General features: G+C 39.1%; 15 protein-coding genes. 10 read left to right on the plus strand and 5 right to left on the minus strand.

The window, feature by feature from the left end; all coding sequences use genetic code 11:
- Positions 1–48 precede the first annotated feature (48 nt).
- The 5 genes from FD29_RS01770 to rpmB form a co-directional block, all read right to left on the minus strand.
- Positions 49–1230, minus strand: a complete 1182-nt coding sequence (locus FD29_RS01770) for a hypothetical protein (protein WP_201780219.1) — start codon at positions 1228–1230, stop codon at positions 49–51.
- A gap of 15 nt (positions 1231–1245) precedes the next feature.
- Positions 1246–3027 (minus strand): glycosyltransferase family 2 protein, encoded by a 1782-nt coding sequence (locus FD29_RS01775; protein ID WP_235804245.1) that lies wholly within the window; start codon positions 3025–3027, stop codon positions 1246–1248.
- A gap of 196 nt (positions 3028–3223) precedes the next feature.
- A complete protein-coding gene (locus FD29_RS01780; protein WP_057887272.1) occupies positions 3224–4309 on the minus strand; it encodes a bifunctional glycosyltransferase family 2/GtrA family protein in 1086 nt (361 codons plus the stop codon).
- A 187-nt stretch (positions 4310–4496) separates the two neighbouring features.
- Positions 4497–5306: a DUF1565 domain-containing protein gene (locus FD29_RS01785; RefSeq protein WP_057887273.1), complete on the minus strand. Its 810-nt coding sequence runs from the start codon at positions 5304–5306 to the stop codon at positions 4497–4499.
- A 104-nt stretch (positions 5307–5410) separates the two neighbouring features.
- Positions 5411–5596, minus strand: a complete 186-nt coding sequence (gene rpmB, locus FD29_RS01790) for a 50S ribosomal protein L28 (protein WP_010019437.1) — start codon at positions 5594–5596, stop codon at positions 5411–5413.
- A 197-nt stretch (positions 5597–5793) separates the two neighbouring features.
- Between rpmB and FD29_RS01795 the strand changes: the two genes are divergently transcribed.
- The 10 genes from FD29_RS01795 (at position 5794) to ffh (ending at position 18827) form a co-directional block, all read left to right on the plus strand.
- A complete protein-coding gene (locus FD29_RS01795; protein WP_057866742.1) occupies positions 5794–6162 on the plus strand; it encodes an Asp23/Gls24 family envelope stress response protein in 369 nt (122 codons plus the stop codon).
- 63 nt (positions 6163–6225) lie between these two features.
- Positions 6226–7860: a DAK2 domain-containing protein gene (locus tag FD29_RS01800; RefSeq protein WP_057887283.1), complete on the plus strand. Its 1635-nt coding sequence runs from the start codon at positions 6226–6228 to the stop codon at positions 7858–7860.
- Between the two features lie 78 nt (positions 7861–7938).
- Positions 7939–9975 (plus strand): ATP-dependent DNA helicase RecG, encoded by a 2037-nt coding sequence (recG, locus tag FD29_RS01805; RefSeq protein ID WP_057887274.1) that lies wholly within the window; start codon positions 7939–7941, stop codon positions 9973–9975.
- A gap of 12 nt (positions 9976–9987) precedes the next feature.
- Positions 9988–10992, plus strand: a complete 1005-nt coding sequence (plsX, locus tag FD29_RS01810; RefSeq protein WP_057887275.1) for a phosphate acyltransferase PlsX — start codon at positions 9988–9990, stop codon at positions 10990–10992.
- Between the two features lie 10 nt (positions 10993–11002).
- Positions 11003–11245, plus strand: a complete 243-nt coding sequence (gene acpP / locus FD29_RS01815; protein ID WP_057887276.1) for an acyl carrier protein — start codon at positions 11003–11005, stop codon at positions 11243–11245.
- Positions 11246–11330: 85 nt separating this feature from the next.
- Entirely contained in the window at positions 11331–12020 is a 690-nt protein-coding gene (gene rnc / locus FD29_RS01820; protein WP_057887277.1) for a ribonuclease III, read from the plus strand.
- 13 nt (positions 12021–12033) lie between these two features.
- The gene (gene smc, locus FD29_RS01825) at positions 12034–15579 is read left to right on the plus strand and encodes a chromosome segregation protein SMC (RefSeq protein WP_057887278.1); all 3546 of its coding nucleotides are present in this window, start codon (positions 12034–12036) and stop codon (positions 15577–15579) included.
- Between the two features lie 9 nt (positions 15580–15588).
- On the plus strand, positions 15589–17037 hold the full coding sequence (ftsY, locus tag FD29_RS01830) for a signal recognition particle-docking protein FtsY (protein ID WP_057887279.1): 1449 nt from the start codon (positions 15589–15591) through the stop codon (positions 17035–17037).
- 2 nt (positions 17038–17039) lie between these two features.
- Positions 17040–17381 carry a YlxM family DNA-binding protein gene (gene ylxM, locus FD29_RS01835; RefSeq protein ID WP_057887280.1) on the plus strand — a complete coding sequence of 114 codons (342 nt, stop codon included), beginning with the start codon at positions 17040–17042 and terminating at the stop codon, positions 17379–17381.
- A gap of 9 nt (positions 17382–17390) precedes the next feature.
- Positions 17391–18827, plus strand: coding sequence for a signal recognition particle protein (gene ffh, locus FD29_RS01840; RefSeq protein ID WP_057887281.1), 1437 nt, complete (start codon positions 17391–17393; stop codon positions 18825–18827).
- Positions 18828–19179 lie beyond the last annotated feature (352 nt).

The following is a 19179-nucleotide window of genomic DNA, read 5'->3' on the forward strand; positions in this document are numbered from 1 at the left end:
TGATTATCAAATGAATTTATATTATTTCATATGACAACCACAAAGGGATTATCGCAGTAAAGCGATTCCCAATAAATTATTCTTTTGGCCTTGATAAAAATGGACAAATAGCCAAGTAAGGATCAAAACAACATTGATAAGTAGAATAGCTCTAGTTGAAAGCGAATTCCAATTCAATATTTGTTCGTAAAATTTATGCGATATATTAATAAGTTGCTGATGATTCATACCGTGTAATTGTTTTGAGTAGGCTTGCGTACTGATTTCGTGTTTTGACAAGGTAAAGGTGTGCTTGACGTGCCAATTCCACCAAGCAAAAGGCAAATAACCGACACCCATAGTTGCGATAAATTGAATAGGAACCGTTAAGATCCGGCGCCACTTCCAAGCATGATTGGTAATCAAGGTATAGAGGAAAAAAAGCGCAATCATAACAACATAAAAAGTCGCTGAATTTTTAACTAACAATAATGTAGCCGAAAAGATAGCTACGTGACTGCAGAGTAGGATCGGCTTTTTGCGATAGACAAAGATACCAACTAATGCAGCAATCGTGATAATAGGTAAAACGTAATCAACTAATAAATTATTCAGCCGAATTGCAACATTAAAGACAAATGAAATGGCCAGCGTAAAGCAGAGCCCAAAACCAGTTAATGCACGTGATCGGTCGCGCAGTCCGGCAAAAATAGCATAGGCTGCAGCCCAAATCAAAATAAATTGCCCCACTAGCATTGATCCGTCGCTGAATCCGACCCAGTGGACAAATTGGGTGATAAATAAGGCAGTTGCGGGTGGATATGAAGTAAATGAAATCAATTTATCACTGGCCGTCGGCAAATGACCTGTGAAAGTCATGAATTTTACCATGACTGCCCAAGGCGAAAAATTATCATAGTGAACAAGCGGACTGTTCCAAAGTGCGTTACCGGTAATTAGTCCTAAGATGATCATCCAAAAATCGAATAAATGGATTCCCTCAAATTGCAACGAAACTTTTTTCCATAGACCCAAGATAAACCAGACGACCGTGAGAAAAATTCCCAAGTAAGTTACGAATTTGATGCCAAAATTCAGCCAACTAGTTATGGCAAATCCATACAAAATCAATATTTGCACTAGCATCGATGTGATCCAAGACAAATAAGGACTGACACCTAGTCGACGGACAGTACTGGCGTAGCCTAATAGTCCAACAGTATATAAAATAAATCCAACCCATTGTGGCATGAAACTTCTTCCCCCCTAAAACCGATTAAATCGGCTACTGATTTTTCGTTCGATGGCCCTTGCTCTAACGACTAAATTCATGTATAGCTCATCAAATGGCGTAACCCACGTATCCTGAACACTAGGCAAGGTTTTGTTGGAGCCATCGTAGATAAGTTGTAAGTAGTAGTCGCGATTCTTTTCATCCGGAATCTCGACTTGAGCACTGTAAATTGATGTGTTGTCGCGACGGCTGATTCGCGCGATCGTTCCGATAAGTTTGACGTTGAATCTGGCGTGATGAATTTGAATATTAACTTTATCGCCGACTTCGATTTTGTTAGTAGGTCCATCAGTCGTTTCAAAAGCCAAGCCACCTTCAGAGACATCTTCAGTGAGAATCTTTCGGCTTTCGCCATCTTTTGTCTGAACAGTACCTTTGACTTGGCGAATGAACCGCTCGCTTTTACGATAGACGGGTCTGCCCATTGAAATGAATAGACACATGCTCAAGTTAATAAAATGCATCAGTAACCAGAAAGTGATGACACTACCAACTAAAATTTCTGAACCATATTTACCGTAGTTGAATTTGATAATGGCAACTAACGTGATCGTCCATAAGATAAGGTAGGGCAGGATATACAGTTTATCTTTGAATGAATAGGTGGCATTTTTGGAAGTGACTTTGAATTTTTTGGCTTTGATGCCTAGACTTTCCAAAATAACTGGAATGAAGAGATAGGGAGCAAAGAAAGTCTCTTGAACTTCTCCCCAACGTTCATTTCTGATCTTGGCATTATCTCTAATACCTGAGGTGTCACCCATCACATAGTGCAACAAGAAATAACCAGGCGCCCAGATAATCATTAGGATCCAGAAGTTGGCATTGACGACTTGAATTTTAAATAAGGCATACAAAATAGGAGCAATCATATAGATCATTCTTCTAAAGAAAGCCCACCAATAAAAGTAAGTATTGAGTAGAATGATACGGTTAAGCATTGTTAAATTGGGGTTAGTAAAGATATGCAGATTGCGGCAGCTTTGAATGACGCCCCGTGCCCAACGAGTGCGTTGCTTGATGACACCTTTGATGTCGATAGGTGTGATACCACTTGATTGCGGTATCTTTGTGGCTAAACTAATGTATCCGGCCATATTGAGCATCGTTCCCAATTCAAAATCTTCAGTGATCGTGTCAATTGGAAATCCGCCCACTTCATCAACGGCACTTCTTAAAAAGACCGCATTAGAGCCAGTAAATAAAGCTCGTTTGTTGCCACCGTTTAAAACGTTGACATCTCTTGAAAAGAAGTCTTGCTCGTTGGGGATGATTTTTTCGGAAAATAAATTGAACTGAAAAATATCAGCATTGTAAAAACTTTGGGGAGTCTGAACGAATCCCAATGGTTCGGTGTGATCAGGGTCGTCTTCGAGTTCTTGAAAGTTCTTGGTGAATAATGGAACCGTATTACGCAGAAAACTGGAAAAAGGAATCATATCGGTATCAAAGATGGCAAAGAGTGGTGAATGTACTTTTGTCAAAGTATTGTTGATATTTCCTGATTTTGCATGCTTATTTTCTTCCATACCTGAATAACCAACATGATAGTGTTTGGCTAAAGCTTGAACTTCAGGGCGATTGCCGTCGTCAGAAACGACGATATGAACTTTTTTCTTGTCAGGGTAGTCCATGTAAGTTGCGGCATTGATAGTTTTTCTTAGCAATTCGACATCTTCATTGTGGGTAACAATAATAATATCGATGTCAGGCAATGGTTGAGTTTTACTGTAATCTGGTATTTCTAATTGCATTTTCTTTTTGGTTTGTAACATTCTAAAGAAAATCAAAATAAAACCAGTTGAATTTGATAAAATTTCACTGATTACTAATAGTAGGGCAAAAATCAGAGTAAAGATATTTGCGTGCCAAGGAATAGTAAAAAATATTCTCCAGATTAAATAAATTACGGATAGAGCAATGGCCAGAAAGTAAAGAAACCGGCGTTTATTAGACGTGACGAGGTACCTCTTTAAATATAAGATCACGTTGGATTTGGTAACTGATAACAAATAGGATGAAATCGACGATCATTTTCGCTAAAGTGGGCATCAATTGTCCGTTGGTTGCGGGAAATAAGGTCGTCAACGCATTGGTAAAGAATCCTGAAGCAAACATTTGCACGACAAATAGGCAGCCATACTTCAAAAAAGTCCTTTGGCCAGCATGATTAAAAACCACCCGGTGGTTAATGGAATAATTAACGACTGATGACAGGATTCGCAAAACAATAGTTGCGATTAAAATACTGTTTAAAACATGATTGCCGATCACAAAAAGAACTAGATAAAATAGGGCAATATCGACAATAAATGAGATGAATCCACTCGCGGCGAATTTTAAGAAGCGAGCATAAATAGAGATGGAATCACGAATTACGCGAAAGTGCGATGAAGAGTTTCCATCGATATAAACGGTTGGAATCGGTTGTTCAACCACTATTATATCGTATTTTTTAGCTTGCAATAGCATGTCAAATTCGAATTCAAACCGATCTCCAGGAGAATCGATCAATTCAAAGGCATATTGAATCGGAATTACTCGCAAACCAGTTTGGGTGTCAGAAATATTTTGATGAGTCAATAGTTTAACTAAATTGCTAGTTAAAACATTGCCAAATTGGCTTCGGAAGGGTATTGAATTAGTAAAATGACGTACGCCAATAACTAATGAACTTGGATTCAAAATGAACTTGTCTAGGCAGCTACTTAGAGCTTCAACCGTGTGTTGCCCATCAGAGTCCAGCGTTGCAACCCCTGTTAAAGCTGGAAAATTATTTTTTATATATTTGAATCCAGTTTTTAAGGCTGCACCTTTGCCTCGATTATGGTCATGATTGAGAATCGTTAAATTAGGATAGTCTGATTCAGATAGTTGTTCAAAGATTTTATGATGTTGTGGATCACTGCCATCATTTACTATGATCAATTCTTGAATTAGATTTTTTAAATTTTTCTTAGCATAGATGTTTTCAACTAATTTGATTAATTTATCATCTGGATTTAGTGCTGGAATGAGTATGCCAACTTTTAACATAGTGTCCCCCTCGCTATATTTAAACGGATTACATTCTTGAATAAGTTTAACTCATAAATTTAATTATATTAATAGAATAGGAAAAAATATTTATATAAATAAAAAAAGGCAAATACAGAATCTACCTATTGGCAAATTCGATTTGTCTTTAATTGGTCTAAATAAAAAATTCATATTTTGCATCAGTTTAATTTTGTTTGTTATTAAAAGGTATTTTGCCATCAGTGCGCACTTTTGACGTATCGTCATATCTAAAGTGAATCCGTTCGTATTTAGGTTGAAAATTCAAGACCTGAAAGTCACTCTTTAAAATACGGACGTGTGGCGACTCGTTGACAAAAATCAAATCTTGACCAGAAAGTTTAGAGTGACTTTTGACAGCTAGATCATTTTTAAAGCGGGTACCGGCAGTATCAATAGTAATGTTGCGAAAATTCAAACTTGATTGTCGGCGTAATTCTAGTTTATGGAAGATAAGTGAATTTTTTAAATACACTTGGGAATTCTTCTGAAATAATAACTGAACCGAAATATTGTCGCCAAACAAATAACTGTTTTCAAGCGACAGGCCGATAGCTTTAGTTTTCCTTCCGGTCATGATCTGAGAATTTTTGAATGAGAAGAAAGAATTTTGACCGTAAATAGTATCCCAGTCGTCTTGAGTCTGGCGGTCGATGGAAATATTATCGCCGTAGATTTCGGCACCGTCATAGGCTGACAGGGTGTTGTCGTCGTTAGCAGTGTAGCTGATGGCTAAATTTTTGAAGATCACGATCGTGTTTTCTCCGACAGTGAAGCTGCAATATAATTTAACATCATCCTTATTAGTAGTTTTTCCTACAAAAGTAACGTTGTTACCGATAGTGCAGATGAAAGGGTCATTTTTCGAAAAGTAAGTCCCAGGCATAAGTTCGATTATGTCGCCATCTTTTGCATTGATGATAGCTTGGGTAAGTTCTTCATCGTTTTTATTTTGATTGCCAACTGTAATTTTCATTTTTAACCCCCTCATGAAGTTCTTTTTAAAAACCTATTATATAGTGTAAAATAAAAAGGACCAACAATATAATTGTTAGTCCTTTTTAAATGATTAAGTGATAATTATACACGAGTAACTTTTCCTGATTTCAATGCTCTAGCTGAAACCCATACACGTTTTGGCTTACCGTCTACCATAATACGAACTTTTTGCAAGTTTGGCTTCCAAGAACGCTTTGATTGGTTAAGAGCGTGTGAACGTTTGTTACCGAACACTGTTTTACGGCCTGTAATAATATCTTTTGCCATGGGACCGACCTCCTTTGGCTACATGTTTTTTCTTTAAAATATCACCTGACTAATTTACCATAACTAGAAATCGAAATCAATAGAGTATTTAGGGATTAATATAGTTTAATGTGGTTTAATTCTTTAATTACAAATGTTGCTATGATAGAATTTTATTGTTTATGATAGTTTTGGTCCATGAATAGGAGGATCCAGAGATGGCAGTTACAATTAAAACAAAACATGGTGAAATTGATGTTTCAACAAATACTGTTGCCACGATCGTTGGTGGTGCTGCATCTGATATCTATGGCATCGTAGGTATGGCAAGCAAGAACCAATTGCGTGATGGTATGAATACAATTTTGAACCGTGAAGATTTTTCTAGAGGTATAGTTATTCATCAAGAAGATGGTAAACTGGCCGTTGATGTCTACATAATCGTAGGTTATGGAATCAAAATTTCAGAAGTAGCAAAAAATTTAAAAGAAAAAGTAAAATATAACCTAGAGACAATGCTTGGAACACCAGCTGGCACTGTTAACATTTATGTTCAAGGAATTAAAGTTCTGGACGATATTGAATAGGTAAGCTGGTTGGAGGGGAAACTTTTGAGCAAAGAACTAATTACAAAAAAAGAATTTTCAGATATGGTGCGTGTTGCAGCTCACAGACTGGAAAAGAACGCTAAGTTTGTAAACTCATTAAACGTCTTTCCGGTCCCTGATGGCGATACTGGAACAAATATGAGTTTGACAATTCAAAGTGGATTTAAGGCAGTTAATGAATCAGAGAGCGAAAATGTCGGAGTATTGGGCAAAGCACTTGCTAAAGGACTCTTGATGGGAGCTCGTGGAAATTCTGGCGTTATCACATCACAAATTTTCCGTGGTTTTTCAAAGAGTATTGAAGCCAAAGATACTTTGACAGCTATGGATCTAGCTAAAGCTTTCGACGATGGCGTTAAGACAGCTTATAAGGCCGTTATGAAGCCGGTTGAAGGAACTATCTTGACTGTTGCTAGATACGGTGCCGAGGCCGGTATGAAGAAGGTCGAAAGCACTAACGATATTATTAGCGTTATGGAAGCTGTCGTTGCTGGTTCTAAAGTAGGACTAGAAAAGACACCATCACTACTTCCTGTTTTAAAAGAAGTTGGCGTCGTTGATTCTGGTGGACAAGGATTAGTCTTTATTTATGAAGGTTTCCTAGAAGGATTGAGTGGTCAAGTCAGTGACGAAGTTTATACACCTGACGAAAAAGACATGACAGAAATGGTCAATGCCAACCACCACCAATCAGTTCAAGGTCAATTCAACACTGATGAGATCAAGAACGGCTATTGTACTGAAATGATGGTCGAAATTGGCAAGGATGCAACCTCTGATGAGAAATTCGACAACGAAACTCTTCGCCAATATCTTGGTAAGATCGGTGATTCATTGATCGTCGTTTCCGATGATGAAGTGATCAAAGTTCACGTGCACACTAACTATCCATTCAAAGTTTGGGCAGCCGGTCGAAAGTACGGTTCACTTGTAAAAATCAAGATCGATAACATGCGTCTACAACACGAAACGATCGTTGATGAAGATGAAGAAGTAACGCCACAAGTAGACGAGAAGCCAATCGATTATGCTGTGATCACCGTTTCATCTGGTGATGGTTTGACGAAGTTATTCAAGAGCTTAGGTGTGACTCACGTCATCAGCGGTGGTCAAACAATGAACCCATCAACAAACGACATTGTCGATGCTATCAACAAGTCAAATGCTAAACGTGCTTTGGTCTTGCCTAATAATGGCAATATCATCATGGCAGCTAAGCAAGCCGTTGATCTTGTCGATATCCCAGTGGCTATCGTAGCTACTAAGACGATCTCCCAAGGGATGACCGCGATGTTGTCATTCAACCCTGAGGCTGATCTGGACGAAAACAAAGAGAACATGGAAGACTCTTTGGATACTGTTAAGAGTGGTCAGATCACTCAAGCAATCCGTGATACCGAAATCGATGGCTTAAAGATCACTAAGGGTCACTACATGGGAATCGTTGACGGTAAGATCTTAGTTGATGATGCTGATATTATTGCCGGAACTGAAAAGATGTTGGATAAAATGATCGATGAGGATAGTGAAGTTATTACGATCCTCGTCGGTAAAGATGGTAATGATGCCGATGCTCAAAAGGTAGCTGATTACTTGGATGACAAGTATGACGACCTTGAGACTGAAATTCACCAAGGTGATCAACCAGTTTATCCATATTTGATTTCAGTTGAATAATCAAAAATAAGGAGGCAGTGATGAAACAATGCGTTTTGTCATGGCCTTTTTTGATTTTAGAGAAAAGGAGGAAAATATATGGATCTGCGAAAAGAATCATTGGCACAATTGCCAGGAGTTGGTCCCAAACGATTGGAGTCTTTAGAATCTTTGGGAATCAAAAATATTTATGATTTGTTATTTTACTTTCCTTTTCGCTATGAAGATATGGAAGCCAAATCATTAGACCAGGCCGTCGACCAAGAAAAGATCCTACTGAAGGGCGTCGTAGCCAGTGAACCGATCTTGGCTCGTTTTGGTTACAAGAAGACTCGTTTGAACGTTAGGATCCTAACGGAAGGCGAGTCGATCATGGTAACGTTTTTTAATCAGCCATGGTTGAAAGATAAGTTTGAGACTGGCCAAGATGCGGCGGTTTACGGTAAGTGGAATGAAGCTAGAAGGTCATTGACCGGGATGAAAGTGATCGACGTCAACAGTGACGATTCGATAGATTCGGTTTATTCAGTTAACAAGAGTATTCGTCAAAAAACGTTGATTGGCCTGATCAAGAGTGCTTTTGAAAAATATCACGACCGGATCGATACCGTCGTTCCCGAATATTTACGTCAAAAATACAAGCTATTAGATGATGAACAGATCGTTGAAGGGATTCATTTTCCTAAAAGTGAAGAACAAAGCGACGAAGCGCGCAGAAGTGCCAAATTTCGCGAATTCTTCTTGTTCCAATGCGGTTTGCAGAGTATCAAATTAAAGGACAGTCAGAAAAATGTCGGTATCACTGAGTGGTACGATCATGAAGTTATTAAGAAATTCATCAATGATTTATCCTTTACTTTAACTACGGCCCAAGACCGAGTCGTCAATGAAATTCTCAAAGATATGGAATCAGATCACCATATGAATCGCTTATTGCAAGGTGATGTTGGTTCTGGTAAGACAATCGTTTCCGTGATTGCGATGTTGGCGTCAGTGACGGCTGGATATCAAGCGGCTATTATGGCTCCAACAGAAATTTTGGCCCAGCAGCACTTTGATAAAATCAGTAAGTTGTTAGAACCTTTGAAGATCAGAACGGCTATTTTGACCGGTTCTCAAACGAAAAAAGAACATGATTTTATTACGCAAGATATTCGCGAAGGCAAGACCAATGTTATTGTGGGGACGCATGCATTGATCCAGGACAGTGTTGATTTCAAAAATCTTGGGTTGATAGTCATCGATGAACAACACCGTTTTGGGGTCAATCAGCGTAAAGCAATGCGTGAAAAAGACAATAATCCCGATGTCTTAGCAATGACGGCTACACCGATCCCACGGACTTTGGCAATCACGACCTATGGCGATATGGATGTTTCAAGAATCGATCAGTTGCCAGCTGGCCGGAAAAAGATTGAAACTTATTGGATCCGCAGCCAAAAGATCGAACAAATGTATCATTTTGTAACTAAAGAACTGGCTGGCGGCGCTCAAGTATATGTTGTGACGCCTTTGATCTCTGAATCGGAAAAGATGGATCTGAAGAATGCTGAATTGATCTATGACAAATTTACCGAATTATTTGGTCAAAAATATAAGATTGGCCTTTTACATGGGCAGATGCCTAATGACCAAAAGGAAAGCATCATGCAAGATTTTAGTACTAAAAAAATTGACGTCTTAGTATCGACGACCGTGATTGAAGTTGGTGTCGATGTACCCAATGCCACAGTTATGGTAATATATGATGCTAATCGGTTTGGTTTGTCACAGTTGCATCAGTTACGCGGTCGCGTTGGCCGGGGCGATAAGCAGTCATATTGTATCTTGATTGCTGATCCCAAAAACGAGGCAGCTGTCGAACGGATGAAGATACTAACGTCGACTAACGATGGCTTTGTTTTGGCTGAACAAGACTTGAAGATGCGTGGTTCTGGTGATATGCTGGGAAATCGTCAGTCAGGTTTGCCTGAGTTTAAAGTCGGCAATCCCATCAACGACATTAATATCTTGGAAGTTGCCCAAGAGGAAGCCAAACGACTTTACGATGATAAAGCTAATTTGGATAGTCCAGAAGTAAGGAATTTGAAGTCATTTATTAATGATGAATATGAACAATTAAATAATTTTGATTAGTGAGGAAATAAAATGAAAATCGCTGTTGATGCTATGGGTGGAGACAATGCTCCACAAGTAGTTGTTGAGGGTATCGAACGTGCACGTGACGAGTGGAAAGATTTGGAATTCGTCTTGTATGGTAAAGAATCAGCTATTAAAGAATATTTGAAAAATGATGAACGGATCACAATCGTTCACACCGATGAACAGATTTTAGGAACTGATGAACCGGTCAGAGCAATTCGTTCAAAAAAAGACGCTTCGATGGTTTTGGCCGCTAGATCGGTCAAAGATGGTGAAAACGATGCCTTATTTTCATTAGGAAACACTGGTGCTTTGTTGGCTGCTGGTATCTTTATCGTTGGTCGAATCAAGCAAGTGGCACGTCCCGCTTTGATGCCAACTTTACCAGTTACTAACTCGCCATTAGGTGTCAATATGTTGGATGTCGGTGCTAATGCAGAAGCTAAAGCAGCTTATTTGCAACAGTGGGCCGTTATGGGTTCGATCTATGCGCACGATGTTAAAAAAATCGACAAGCCCAGAATTGCTCTTTTGAATAACGGAACTGAATATGACAAAGGCGACACGCTTCACAAAGACGCTTATATGTTGTTAAAAGATACAGAAGGTATCAACTTTATCGGGAATATTGAATCAGGCGATATTTTAACTGGAAAAGCTGACGTCATCGTCACAGATGGATTCACCGGAAATGCCGCTCTGAAAGCAACTGAAGGTACAGCAACGATTCTTTTGAGCGAATTAAAGGATGCCTTGCTAAATAATGGTATTTTTACTAAAATGGGTGCAGCTATCGTTGCTCCATCATTAAAGGGCATGCGAAAAATGTTTGATACTTCTCAAGCCGGTGGTGCAGTTTTACTTGGTCTAAAATCACCAGTCGTCAAAGCACACGGTGACGCTGATAGTAAGACAGTCTATTATACTGTTAAACAAATTTATGATATGTTAACTAACGATACGATCAACAAAGCTAATAAATATTTTGAACAAATGAGTGCGGAAAAATAAGGAGAATTTCATGACAGAACAAGAAATTTTTGACAAAATCGTGGCATTGATTGCCGACAAATTTGAAGTAGATGCTTCAACTATTACAAAAGAAACATCATTCACCAAGGATCTTGATGCAGATTCAATCGACCTTGTTGAATTTGTCCTAGAACTTGAAGAAGAATTCGATGCAGAAATCCCTGACGATGACGCTGAAAAGATCACGACCGTCGGCGAAGCTACTGATTACATCGCAGCACATCAAAAATAAGGCCAATAGGTCTTATTTTTTTATCCAGACAATTTTTTATGATAAAAGTTTAGTATAATTAATAATATTGGAAAGGGGACACGTTATGTTAGATCCAAAATTCTTAGAGTTTTTAGATGAAAAGTATGGTATCAAGTTTAATGATAAAAAAATAGTTGAGCGGGCAATGACTCACTCATCATTTGACAATGAACACAAAGAATTAGGTATCGGTGATTACGAACGACTAGAGTTTTTGGGGGATGCGGTGTTGGAGATCAACATTTCTAGATACCTCTTCGAAAAATACCCTGATCTGCCCGAAGGCAAATTGACTCGTTTAAGATCAGATATCGTTAGAACTGACAGTTTTGCCCGTTTCGCTAAAGAAATTAATATCGACAAGTATCTTTTGATCGGCAAAGGTGAAGAAAAACAAGGCGCCCGTCAAAGACACACCTTGCTTGAAGATATCTTCGAAGCCTTCAATGGAGCTTTGTACCTTGATCAAGGCAATGATGTCGTTAACGAATTCTTGAAGAAAGTTGTTTATCCACACATTGATTCAGGTGAATTTTCGGAAGATACTGATTTCAAGACACATTTACAAGAGAAATTACAACAATCAGGCGAAGTCGAGATCGACTACAAGGTCATCGATGAAGAAGGTCCTGATCACGATAAGAAATTTAAAGTTGAACTAATTGCCAATGGTAAGATTTTGTCCAAAGGACTTGGCTACAGTAAAAAGCACGCCGAACAAATGGCTGCCAAAAGAGCATTAGATGAATTATAGGAGTTTTTAGTTTATGCCGTTAAAATCATTAACGATCAATGGGTTCAAATCCTTTGCTGACAAGACAAAGATTGACTTTACGAGTGGTATCACTGGTATCGTCGGACCTAACGGGAGTGGAAAATCAAATATTACTGAAGCCATTCGTTGGGTAATGGGGGAGCAATCAGCAAAGAGTTTACGTGGCGACAAGATGGTCGATGTGATTTTTGCTGGTAGTGATACGCGTCCCCAAATGAATCGTGCTGAAGTAATTTTAGAATTCGATAATCACAACAAAGAATTAAAATCAGCTCAAGATGAAATCGTTATTTGCCGTCGTCTATTCAGAAATGGCGATACTGAGTTTATGATCAACAACAAGCCCTGCCGCCTGCGGGATATCACTGAATTGTTCATGGATTCAGGGATGGGCAAGCAGTCTTTCTCGATCATTTCGCAAGGTCGAGTAGAGGAGATCTTCAATAGTAAACCGGTCGAAAGACGGACTATCATTGAAGAATCAGCCGGAGTTGCTCTCTTTAAGCAGAAAAAGCAACAAGCTGAAAGTAAAATGTCGGAGACAACTGACAACTTACACCGAGTCTCTGATATTGTTTCTGAATTGTCCAAGCAAGTAGAACCGTTAAAAGAACAAGCCAGTATTGCACGTGATTATAAAGAGCAAAAGAGCAAGTATGACAGTATTTATCAAAAGATCTTAACGATTGAAGTAAGAGATCTGTCGATTCAAAAACATCAGATCGACAAAGATTTGCGTGAAGTGAAAATGAGTTTACAAAACATTTCGCATCAGGTAAAAACAGCCAACAAACAAGTCGAAGACAACAATGCTTCAATTCAAGACTTAACAGTTAAGATCGATACGCAACAAGATAAATTGGTCGAATCTACCAAAAAACTCGAAATCTATAATAGTAGGGTTGCCGTCGCTGATGAACGTAATGGTTTCAATTCATCCAACAAATTGACTTTGACTAATCAATTGACGGAGTTGCAAAAACAAAAACAAGCTAACGAAACAAAATTAGCTGAGTCCAATCAAAAACTAACTGAATGCGTTGCCCAAATTGCTGACTACGAGAAGAAACTAAAAAATATTCAACAATTAAAGCAAAAGACACCAGCTGATATTCAAGATAATATCGCTGATTTACGGAACAACTATGTCAATCTGTTGCAAGATCAAGTCTCGAACAACAATGAACAGAAGTTTTCCCAAAAGCAGCTCGACCGAATTGCAGTTTCCTTGACTGAACAAAATGCTCAACTAACTGAAGTTACTAATAGTTTGAATAGTTCTAAGACTGATAATCAATCGATCAGCGACCAAGTTAAAAAATTGATTGCTGACAATCAGACTCTGATCCAAAAGGATCAAGAATTGACACAAGCAATCGCAAAGGTAACGGAATCAGGCAAAGCTGAGAATAACAATTACTTGCAGATCCTTGAGAGTTTACAAGAGATCAAGGCTCGTAAAAAAGTGCTAGAAAACATGGAGCAAGAACATGCAGGTTTCTTTGAAGGAGCCAAGAATGTCTTGAATCACGGCCAGGAGATCAATGGAATCGTTGGTGCGGTGGCAGAATTGATCTCAGTTCCAGCGCAGTATCAATTAGCTATCGAAACGGTCGTCGGCAATCAATTGCAATCGATCGTTACTGAAAATGAAACGGCTGCCAAAGCGGGAATTGCCTTTTTACGCAAGAGTCGTGGCGGTCGGGCAACTTTTTTGCCGTTGAATATTATTCAACCCAGAAATATTTATGCTAACGACTTGAACAAAGCTGCAAATGTCTCTGGTTTTGTTGGCGTCGCTAGCGATTTGGTTTCGTATGATAAAAAGGTTGAAAATATCGTTAAAAATATTTTAGGTAATTTATTAGTTGCTCAAAGTATTGACGATGCGACAAAGATATCCAGTGCTGTCAATCGAAAATACCGAGTGGTAACTTTGGACGGAAATGTTGTCAATGCCGGTGGATCTTTGACTGGTGGTCAACAACGTCGGGTAAACTCAAGTATTTTGACTCGTAAAGATGAATTGGTATCTTTGACTAAAGAACTTTCTCAAAAAGAATTGTCGATGGATCAAAAACAAAAAACGGTTCAAGATTTGCGCGAACAATTGCGAAAGTTGAACGCTGATAAACAGTCGATAGATGAGAAATTGGCTCAATTCAATCAAGAAAAGAACCACTTTGAAAATGAAATTTCAACTTATCAAAATGAACAGAAGCATTTCAGTGAACGTTTAGACGTTATCAAATATAGTTTGTCAAAGAACCAAAGCGAACAAAAAGAACTGCAAGAAAATTTGGCTAAGCAACAAAAAGCGGCCGAAGCTATTAAAGTAGAAATTGAAAATACGCAAGCCGAGATCGATCAGAAGCAAAAACTTTTGACGGACTTTGATGCTGAATTGCAGTCTTTGAATACGCAAGAACAAGAACTTCAAACCAAATTGGCCGTGGTTAAGAACAATCACTCCAATGAAGCACAACAAAACACTGAACTCAAAGAAACGGTTGCCCGCTTGCAACGTCAAATCGAAAGCGTCGACCAACAGATGACTGACCTTGATTCCGAAAAGAGTCAATTGGAATTGAACAATACTGAAGTAAAGAATTTGATCAGTAAACTTCAAAAAGAAATCGCTGAGTCTCAAAAAATCGTTGACGATTTGAAACAAAAACGCGAGAAACAACAAGCACTATCCAGTGAACTCAATACGAAAGCTCAACGCAACTTTGATTTGCAGAAAACGGCATCTGATCAACAGGAATCTTTGGCAATTCAAAATACCAAGTTGTCCAACAAGATCGACAGTCGTTTAGATACTTTGTCACAAGATTATCAAATGACTTATGAAGCTTCGTTGTTAGAGCTCAAGAAGGGCGATTATGATCCTGACGAGTTGCAAAAAGAGGCCCGTTTGTTGAAGATGGGTATCGACGAGTTGGGAACGGTCAATTTGAGTGCTATCGAGGACTACGATAAAGTAAAAGATCGCTACGAATTCTTGACTCAACAGCAAAATGATTTGTTGCAAGCTAGAACGCAACTGTTAGATACGATGGCGGAGATGGATAAGGAAGTAACTACTCGCTTCAAATTGACCTTTGATGAAGTATCAGCTGCCTTTGAAGATATCTTCCCTGAAATGTTTGCCGGTGGACGGGCCAAATTAGTCTTGACGGAGCCTGATAATTTGTTAGAGACCGGAATTGAGATCGTTGCTCAGCCACCTGGGAAGAAGTTCCAACGTATGAGTCTATTATCCGGTGGTGAGAAAGCTTTGACGGCAATAACTCTGTTGTTTGCTATCATCAAAGTTAAACCAGTGCCATTCTGTATCCTTGATGAGGTTGAGGCTTCACTGGATGATGCCAATGTCTATCGTTTTGCAAATTACCTCAATCAATATGATGACAACACTGAATTCATCGTCATCACTCACCGTAAGGGAACAATGATGAATGTGAACCGTTTGTACGGCGTCACGATGGAAGAGTCCGGTGTTTCACGGATGTTGTCTGTTAAAGTCAAAGAATAGGAGTTAATTATGGGATTATTTGATCGAATTAAAAAAGCCTTTACCGGTAGAGATGATTCTGAGGATAAAGAAAAAAAGACCCCAGAAGAAACTGCCCCAAAGACTGACCAAGAAAATGTTTCGGATGAAACGTCTGAAACAAAAGAATCTACTGAAACGCCCGATTCTTCCTCAAAAGATTCACAACCTGTCGAATCCACTGAGAAAGAACCGGTTGATCAAGAAGAATCACAAGCACCAGCAGAAGAAAATACTGAACCTGAAACGGCTGTAAAAGATAACCCTGTATCAGAAACAAAAGAACCAGAGCAACCTGCTGAACAGTCTGAAAATGTCGAACCTAAAACTTCAGAACCTGAAGATACAACTGAAGATTCAACACCAGAAAAACCTGCTGAATCAGTTACCGAAGAAGCACCAATAGAACCTGAAACAACTGAATCAGAACCAGAAGAATCCGAGTCTGAACACCCTGAAGATACAACTGAAGTTGCAGAGGAACCTAAGGATGATGTCAAAGAATACGATGAGGGACTGAAGAAGAGCCGTAATTCCTTCAGTGCTCGTTTCAATCGTTTCATGGCTAATTTCAGAAGTGTCGATGAGGATTTCTTTGATGATCTGGAAGAGTTGCTGATCGAATCTGATGTTGGCTACGAAACAGCTATGCGTATCTCTGATGAGTTGCGTGAAGAAGTTAAGTTGGAAAATGCTAAGAAGAAATCCGATGTTTCCAACGTTATCGTCAAGAAATTAGTTGATATGTATGGTGAAGAAGGCAAAGAGGAAGATAACTCTTTGCAATTCAGTACTGACAAGACACCAACTGTTTTCTTATTCGTCGGTGTCAATGGCGCTGGTAAGACGACAACTGTTGGTAAATTGGCTCATCGTTACCAACAACAAGGTAAAAAAGTTCTTTTGGCTGCAGCCGATACCTTTAGAGCCGGTGCCATCGAACAACTTCAAGAGTGGGGTGTCCGGGATGGCGTTCCAGTTCAAGCCAGCAAGGCTCACACTGATCCGGCATCAGTTGTTTACGATGCTGTGGAACGTGCAGTCAAGGAAGACTTTGACATTCTGTTAGTTGATACAGCCGGTCGTTTACAAAACAAAGAAGGCTTGATGCGTGAGCTTGAAAAGATCAAGCGGGTCATCACTCGTGAATTGCCAGATGCACCCCAAGAGGTCCTTTTGGTACTTGACGGGTCTACCGGTCAAAATGCATTGAGTCAGGCTAAACAATTCAACGAGACAACTAAAGTTTCTGGGATCGTGTTGACCAAACTTGACGGCAGTTCTCAAGGTGGTATTGTCTTAGCTATCCGTAACGAATTACACATTCCGGTCAAATTGGTCGGATTGGGTGAACAAATGGATGATCTACGTGACTTTGATCCCGAGAAATTCATCTATGGACTCTTCAAGGAATTGATCGTTGGAGCCTCGAATAAGTAGTTATGGATATTGATGAAACAACACGGATAAATTTGTTGTATAATTTTTATCATTCTTTGCTGACAAAAAAGCAGAGCCGCTATTTGGATCTTTATTATGTTGAGGACTTTTCATTGGGTGAGATTGCAGAACAGTTGCAAGTCTCAAGACAAGCAGTGCTCGATAATTTGCATCGGTCAGTAAATTTACTGGAGTCGTTTGAAAAGGAATTGAATTTGATCGAAAAGACAAAAGAGATCGACGATATTGCTGAACAATTGGATCATTTAGTGCAGGCAAAGTATTCAGATGATAAAGAACTATTAGATTTAGTAAAAAGAATTTCTAAAATAAATGAGATGTAGGAGTAGAGTATGGCTTTTGAAGGATTAAGCGATCGTTTACAAAAAGTTTTCTCTTCTTTAAGAGGAAAAGGTAAGCTTTCTGAAGAAGATGTCCGTAAAGTAATGCGTGAAGTACGTATGGCTTTACTTGAAGCTGATGTTAACTTCGATGTTGTAAAGAGTTTCGTTAAGACAGTTAGAGAACGGGCCTTGGGCGCCGAAGTTATGGAAAGTTTGACGCCATCGCAACAAGTTGTCAAAATTGTTGACGAAGAATTAACTAAGTTGATGGGACAAGAAGCTGTTCCATTAAACAAAGCACCACATATTCCAACGATTATTATGATGGTTGGTCTCCAAGGTGCTGGTAAGACTACCACTGCAGGTAAGTTAGCCAACCGTTTGAAAAAGACTGAAAAAGCTCGTCCATTATTTATTGCAGCCGATGTTTACCGTCCTGCTGCCGTAGAACAGTTGAAGACAATCGGACAACAATTGGATGTGCCAGTTTACGATGAAGGAACTGACCACGATCCAGTTGACATTGTACGCAATGGTTTAAAAGTTGCCGCTGAAAAGAAGAATGACTACGTGATCATCGATACCGCCGGTCGTTTGGAAATTGACGAACAACTAATGGATGAATTGAAGAAGATTCAAGCTTTAGCACATCCAAATGAAATCCTGTTCGTTGCCGATTCAATGACTGGTCAAGTAGCTGCCAAAGTTGCTGCTGGATTCAACGACCAATTGGAGATCACTGGTGTCGTATTGACGAAGTTGGATGGTGATACCCGTGGTGGTGCCGCACTTTCAATTCGTTCCGTTACTGGTAAGCCAATCAAGTTCATTGGACAAGGTGAAAAACTCGATCAATTAGATGTTTTCCATCCAGACCGTATGGCCAACCGTATCTTAGGTATGGGTGACATGTTGACCTTGATCGAAAAGGCTCAAACTGATTATGATGAAAAACAAGCTAAAGAAGTGGCCGAAAAGATTCGTGAGAATAGTTTCGACTTCAACGATTTCATCGACCAATTGGATCAAGTTCAAAAGATGGGTCCACTGGATGAATTGATGAAGATGATCCCAGGAATGGCTAACAATCCTCAACTTGCTAATATCAATATCAGCGAGAAAGATATTGCTCACTTGAAGGCAATCGTGTATTCAATGACACCTAAGGAACGTGAAGATCCTGATTCATTGAATCCTTCAAGAAGACGTCGTATCGCTGCCGGTTCAGGTCAAAGCGTGCAAAACGTCAACCGTATGATCAAACAGTTCAAGCAGTCACGAGACATGATGAACAAGATGAGTAAAGGTAACATGGCTGGTATGGATCAACTTATGGGCAATGGTATCCAAGGTCGTCTTGGTAAAATGGCTATGCATTCGATGGTTCGTAAGAATAAAAAGAACAAGAAGAAACGTTTAAAGAAGATCAAGCGTTTTAAGTCATAAAAATGTTTTGAGTGTATTGTTCACTGCCGTCTTCCATGAAATTCTGGTGGATTGCTGGAACGCTGTGAGAGCAACTTAGAGCCAATTCATAGAATTGTCTCTAAGCTTGTCTGTCTCTAAACTGGCAAGGTACGCCAGCTAAGAGACACCACGGCTGAGCATCCACCAGAATTCCATTCCAGACTAATGGGTTTAAGTATTCTGGCTCTTGAGATATTAATATAGGCAATTTCATTAAATTTGAATATTTATCAATAAAATTTTAAATCGTATAAAAATAGACCGTAATTCCTAAGTTTGCGATAATCCCTTTGTGGTTGTCATATGAAATAATATAAATTCATTTGATAAT

This window comes from Companilactobacillus mindensis DSM 14500 (assembly GCF_001434275.1).
GTDB classification, from domain to species: Bacteria; Bacillota; Bacilli; order Lactobacillales; family Lactobacillaceae; genus Companilactobacillus; species Companilactobacillus mindensis.

Bases quoted from the DNA above. Each gene is read 5' to 3' on its own strand.
- FD29_RS01770 (WP_201780219.1), bottom strand. From the start codon at position 1,230: ATGCCACAATGGGTTGGATTTATTTTATATACTGTTGGACTATTAGGC.
- FD29_RS01775 (WP_235804245.1), bottom strand. From the start codon at position 3,027: ATGCAATTAGAAATACCAGATTACAGTAAAACTCAACCATTGCCTGAC.
- FD29_RS01780 (WP_057887272.1), bottom strand. From the start codon at position 4,309: ATGTTAAAAGTTGGCATACTCATTCCAGCACTAAATCCAGATGATAAA.
- FD29_RS01785 (WP_057887273.1), bottom strand. From the start codon at position 5,306: ATGAAAATTACAGTTGGCAATCAAAATAAAAACGATGAAGAACTTACC.
- rpmB (WP_010019437.1), bottom strand. From the start codon at position 5,596: ATGGCAAAAGATATTATTACAGGCCGTAAAACAGTGTTCGGTAACAAA.
- FD29_RS01795 (WP_057866742.1), top strand. From the start codon at position 5,794: ATGGCAGTTACAATTAAAACAAAACATGGTGAAATTGATGTTTCAACA.
- FD29_RS01800 (WP_057887283.1), top strand. From the start codon at position 6,226: ATGGTGCGTGTTGCAGCTCACAGACTGGAAAAGAACGCTAAGTTTGTA.
- recG (WP_057887274.1), top strand. From the start codon at position 7,939: ATGGATCTGCGAAAAGAATCATTGGCACAATTGCCAGGAGTTGGTCCC.
- plsX (WP_057887275.1), top strand. From the start codon at position 9,988: ATGAAAATCGCTGTTGATGCTATGGGTGGAGACAATGCTCCACAAGTA.
- acpP (WP_057887276.1), top strand. From the start codon at position 11,003: ATGACAGAACAAGAAATTTTTGACAAAATCGTGGCATTGATTGCCGAC.
- rnc (WP_057887277.1), top strand. From the start codon at position 11,331: ATGTTAGATCCAAAATTCTTAGAGTTTTTAGATGAAAAGTATGGTATC.
- smc (WP_057887278.1), top strand. From the start codon at position 12,034: ATGCCGTTAAAATCATTAACGATCAATGGGTTCAAATCCTTTGCTGAC.
- ftsY (WP_057887279.1), top strand. From the start codon at position 15,589: ATGGGATTATTTGATCGAATTAAAAAAGCCTTTACCGGTAGAGATGAT.
- ylxM (WP_057887280.1), top strand. From the start codon at position 17,040: ATGGATATTGATGAAACAACACGGATAAATTTGTTGTATAATTTTTAT.
- ffh (WP_057887281.1), top strand. From the start codon at position 17,391: ATGGCTTTTGAAGGATTAAGCGATCGTTTACAAAAAGTTTTCTCTTCT.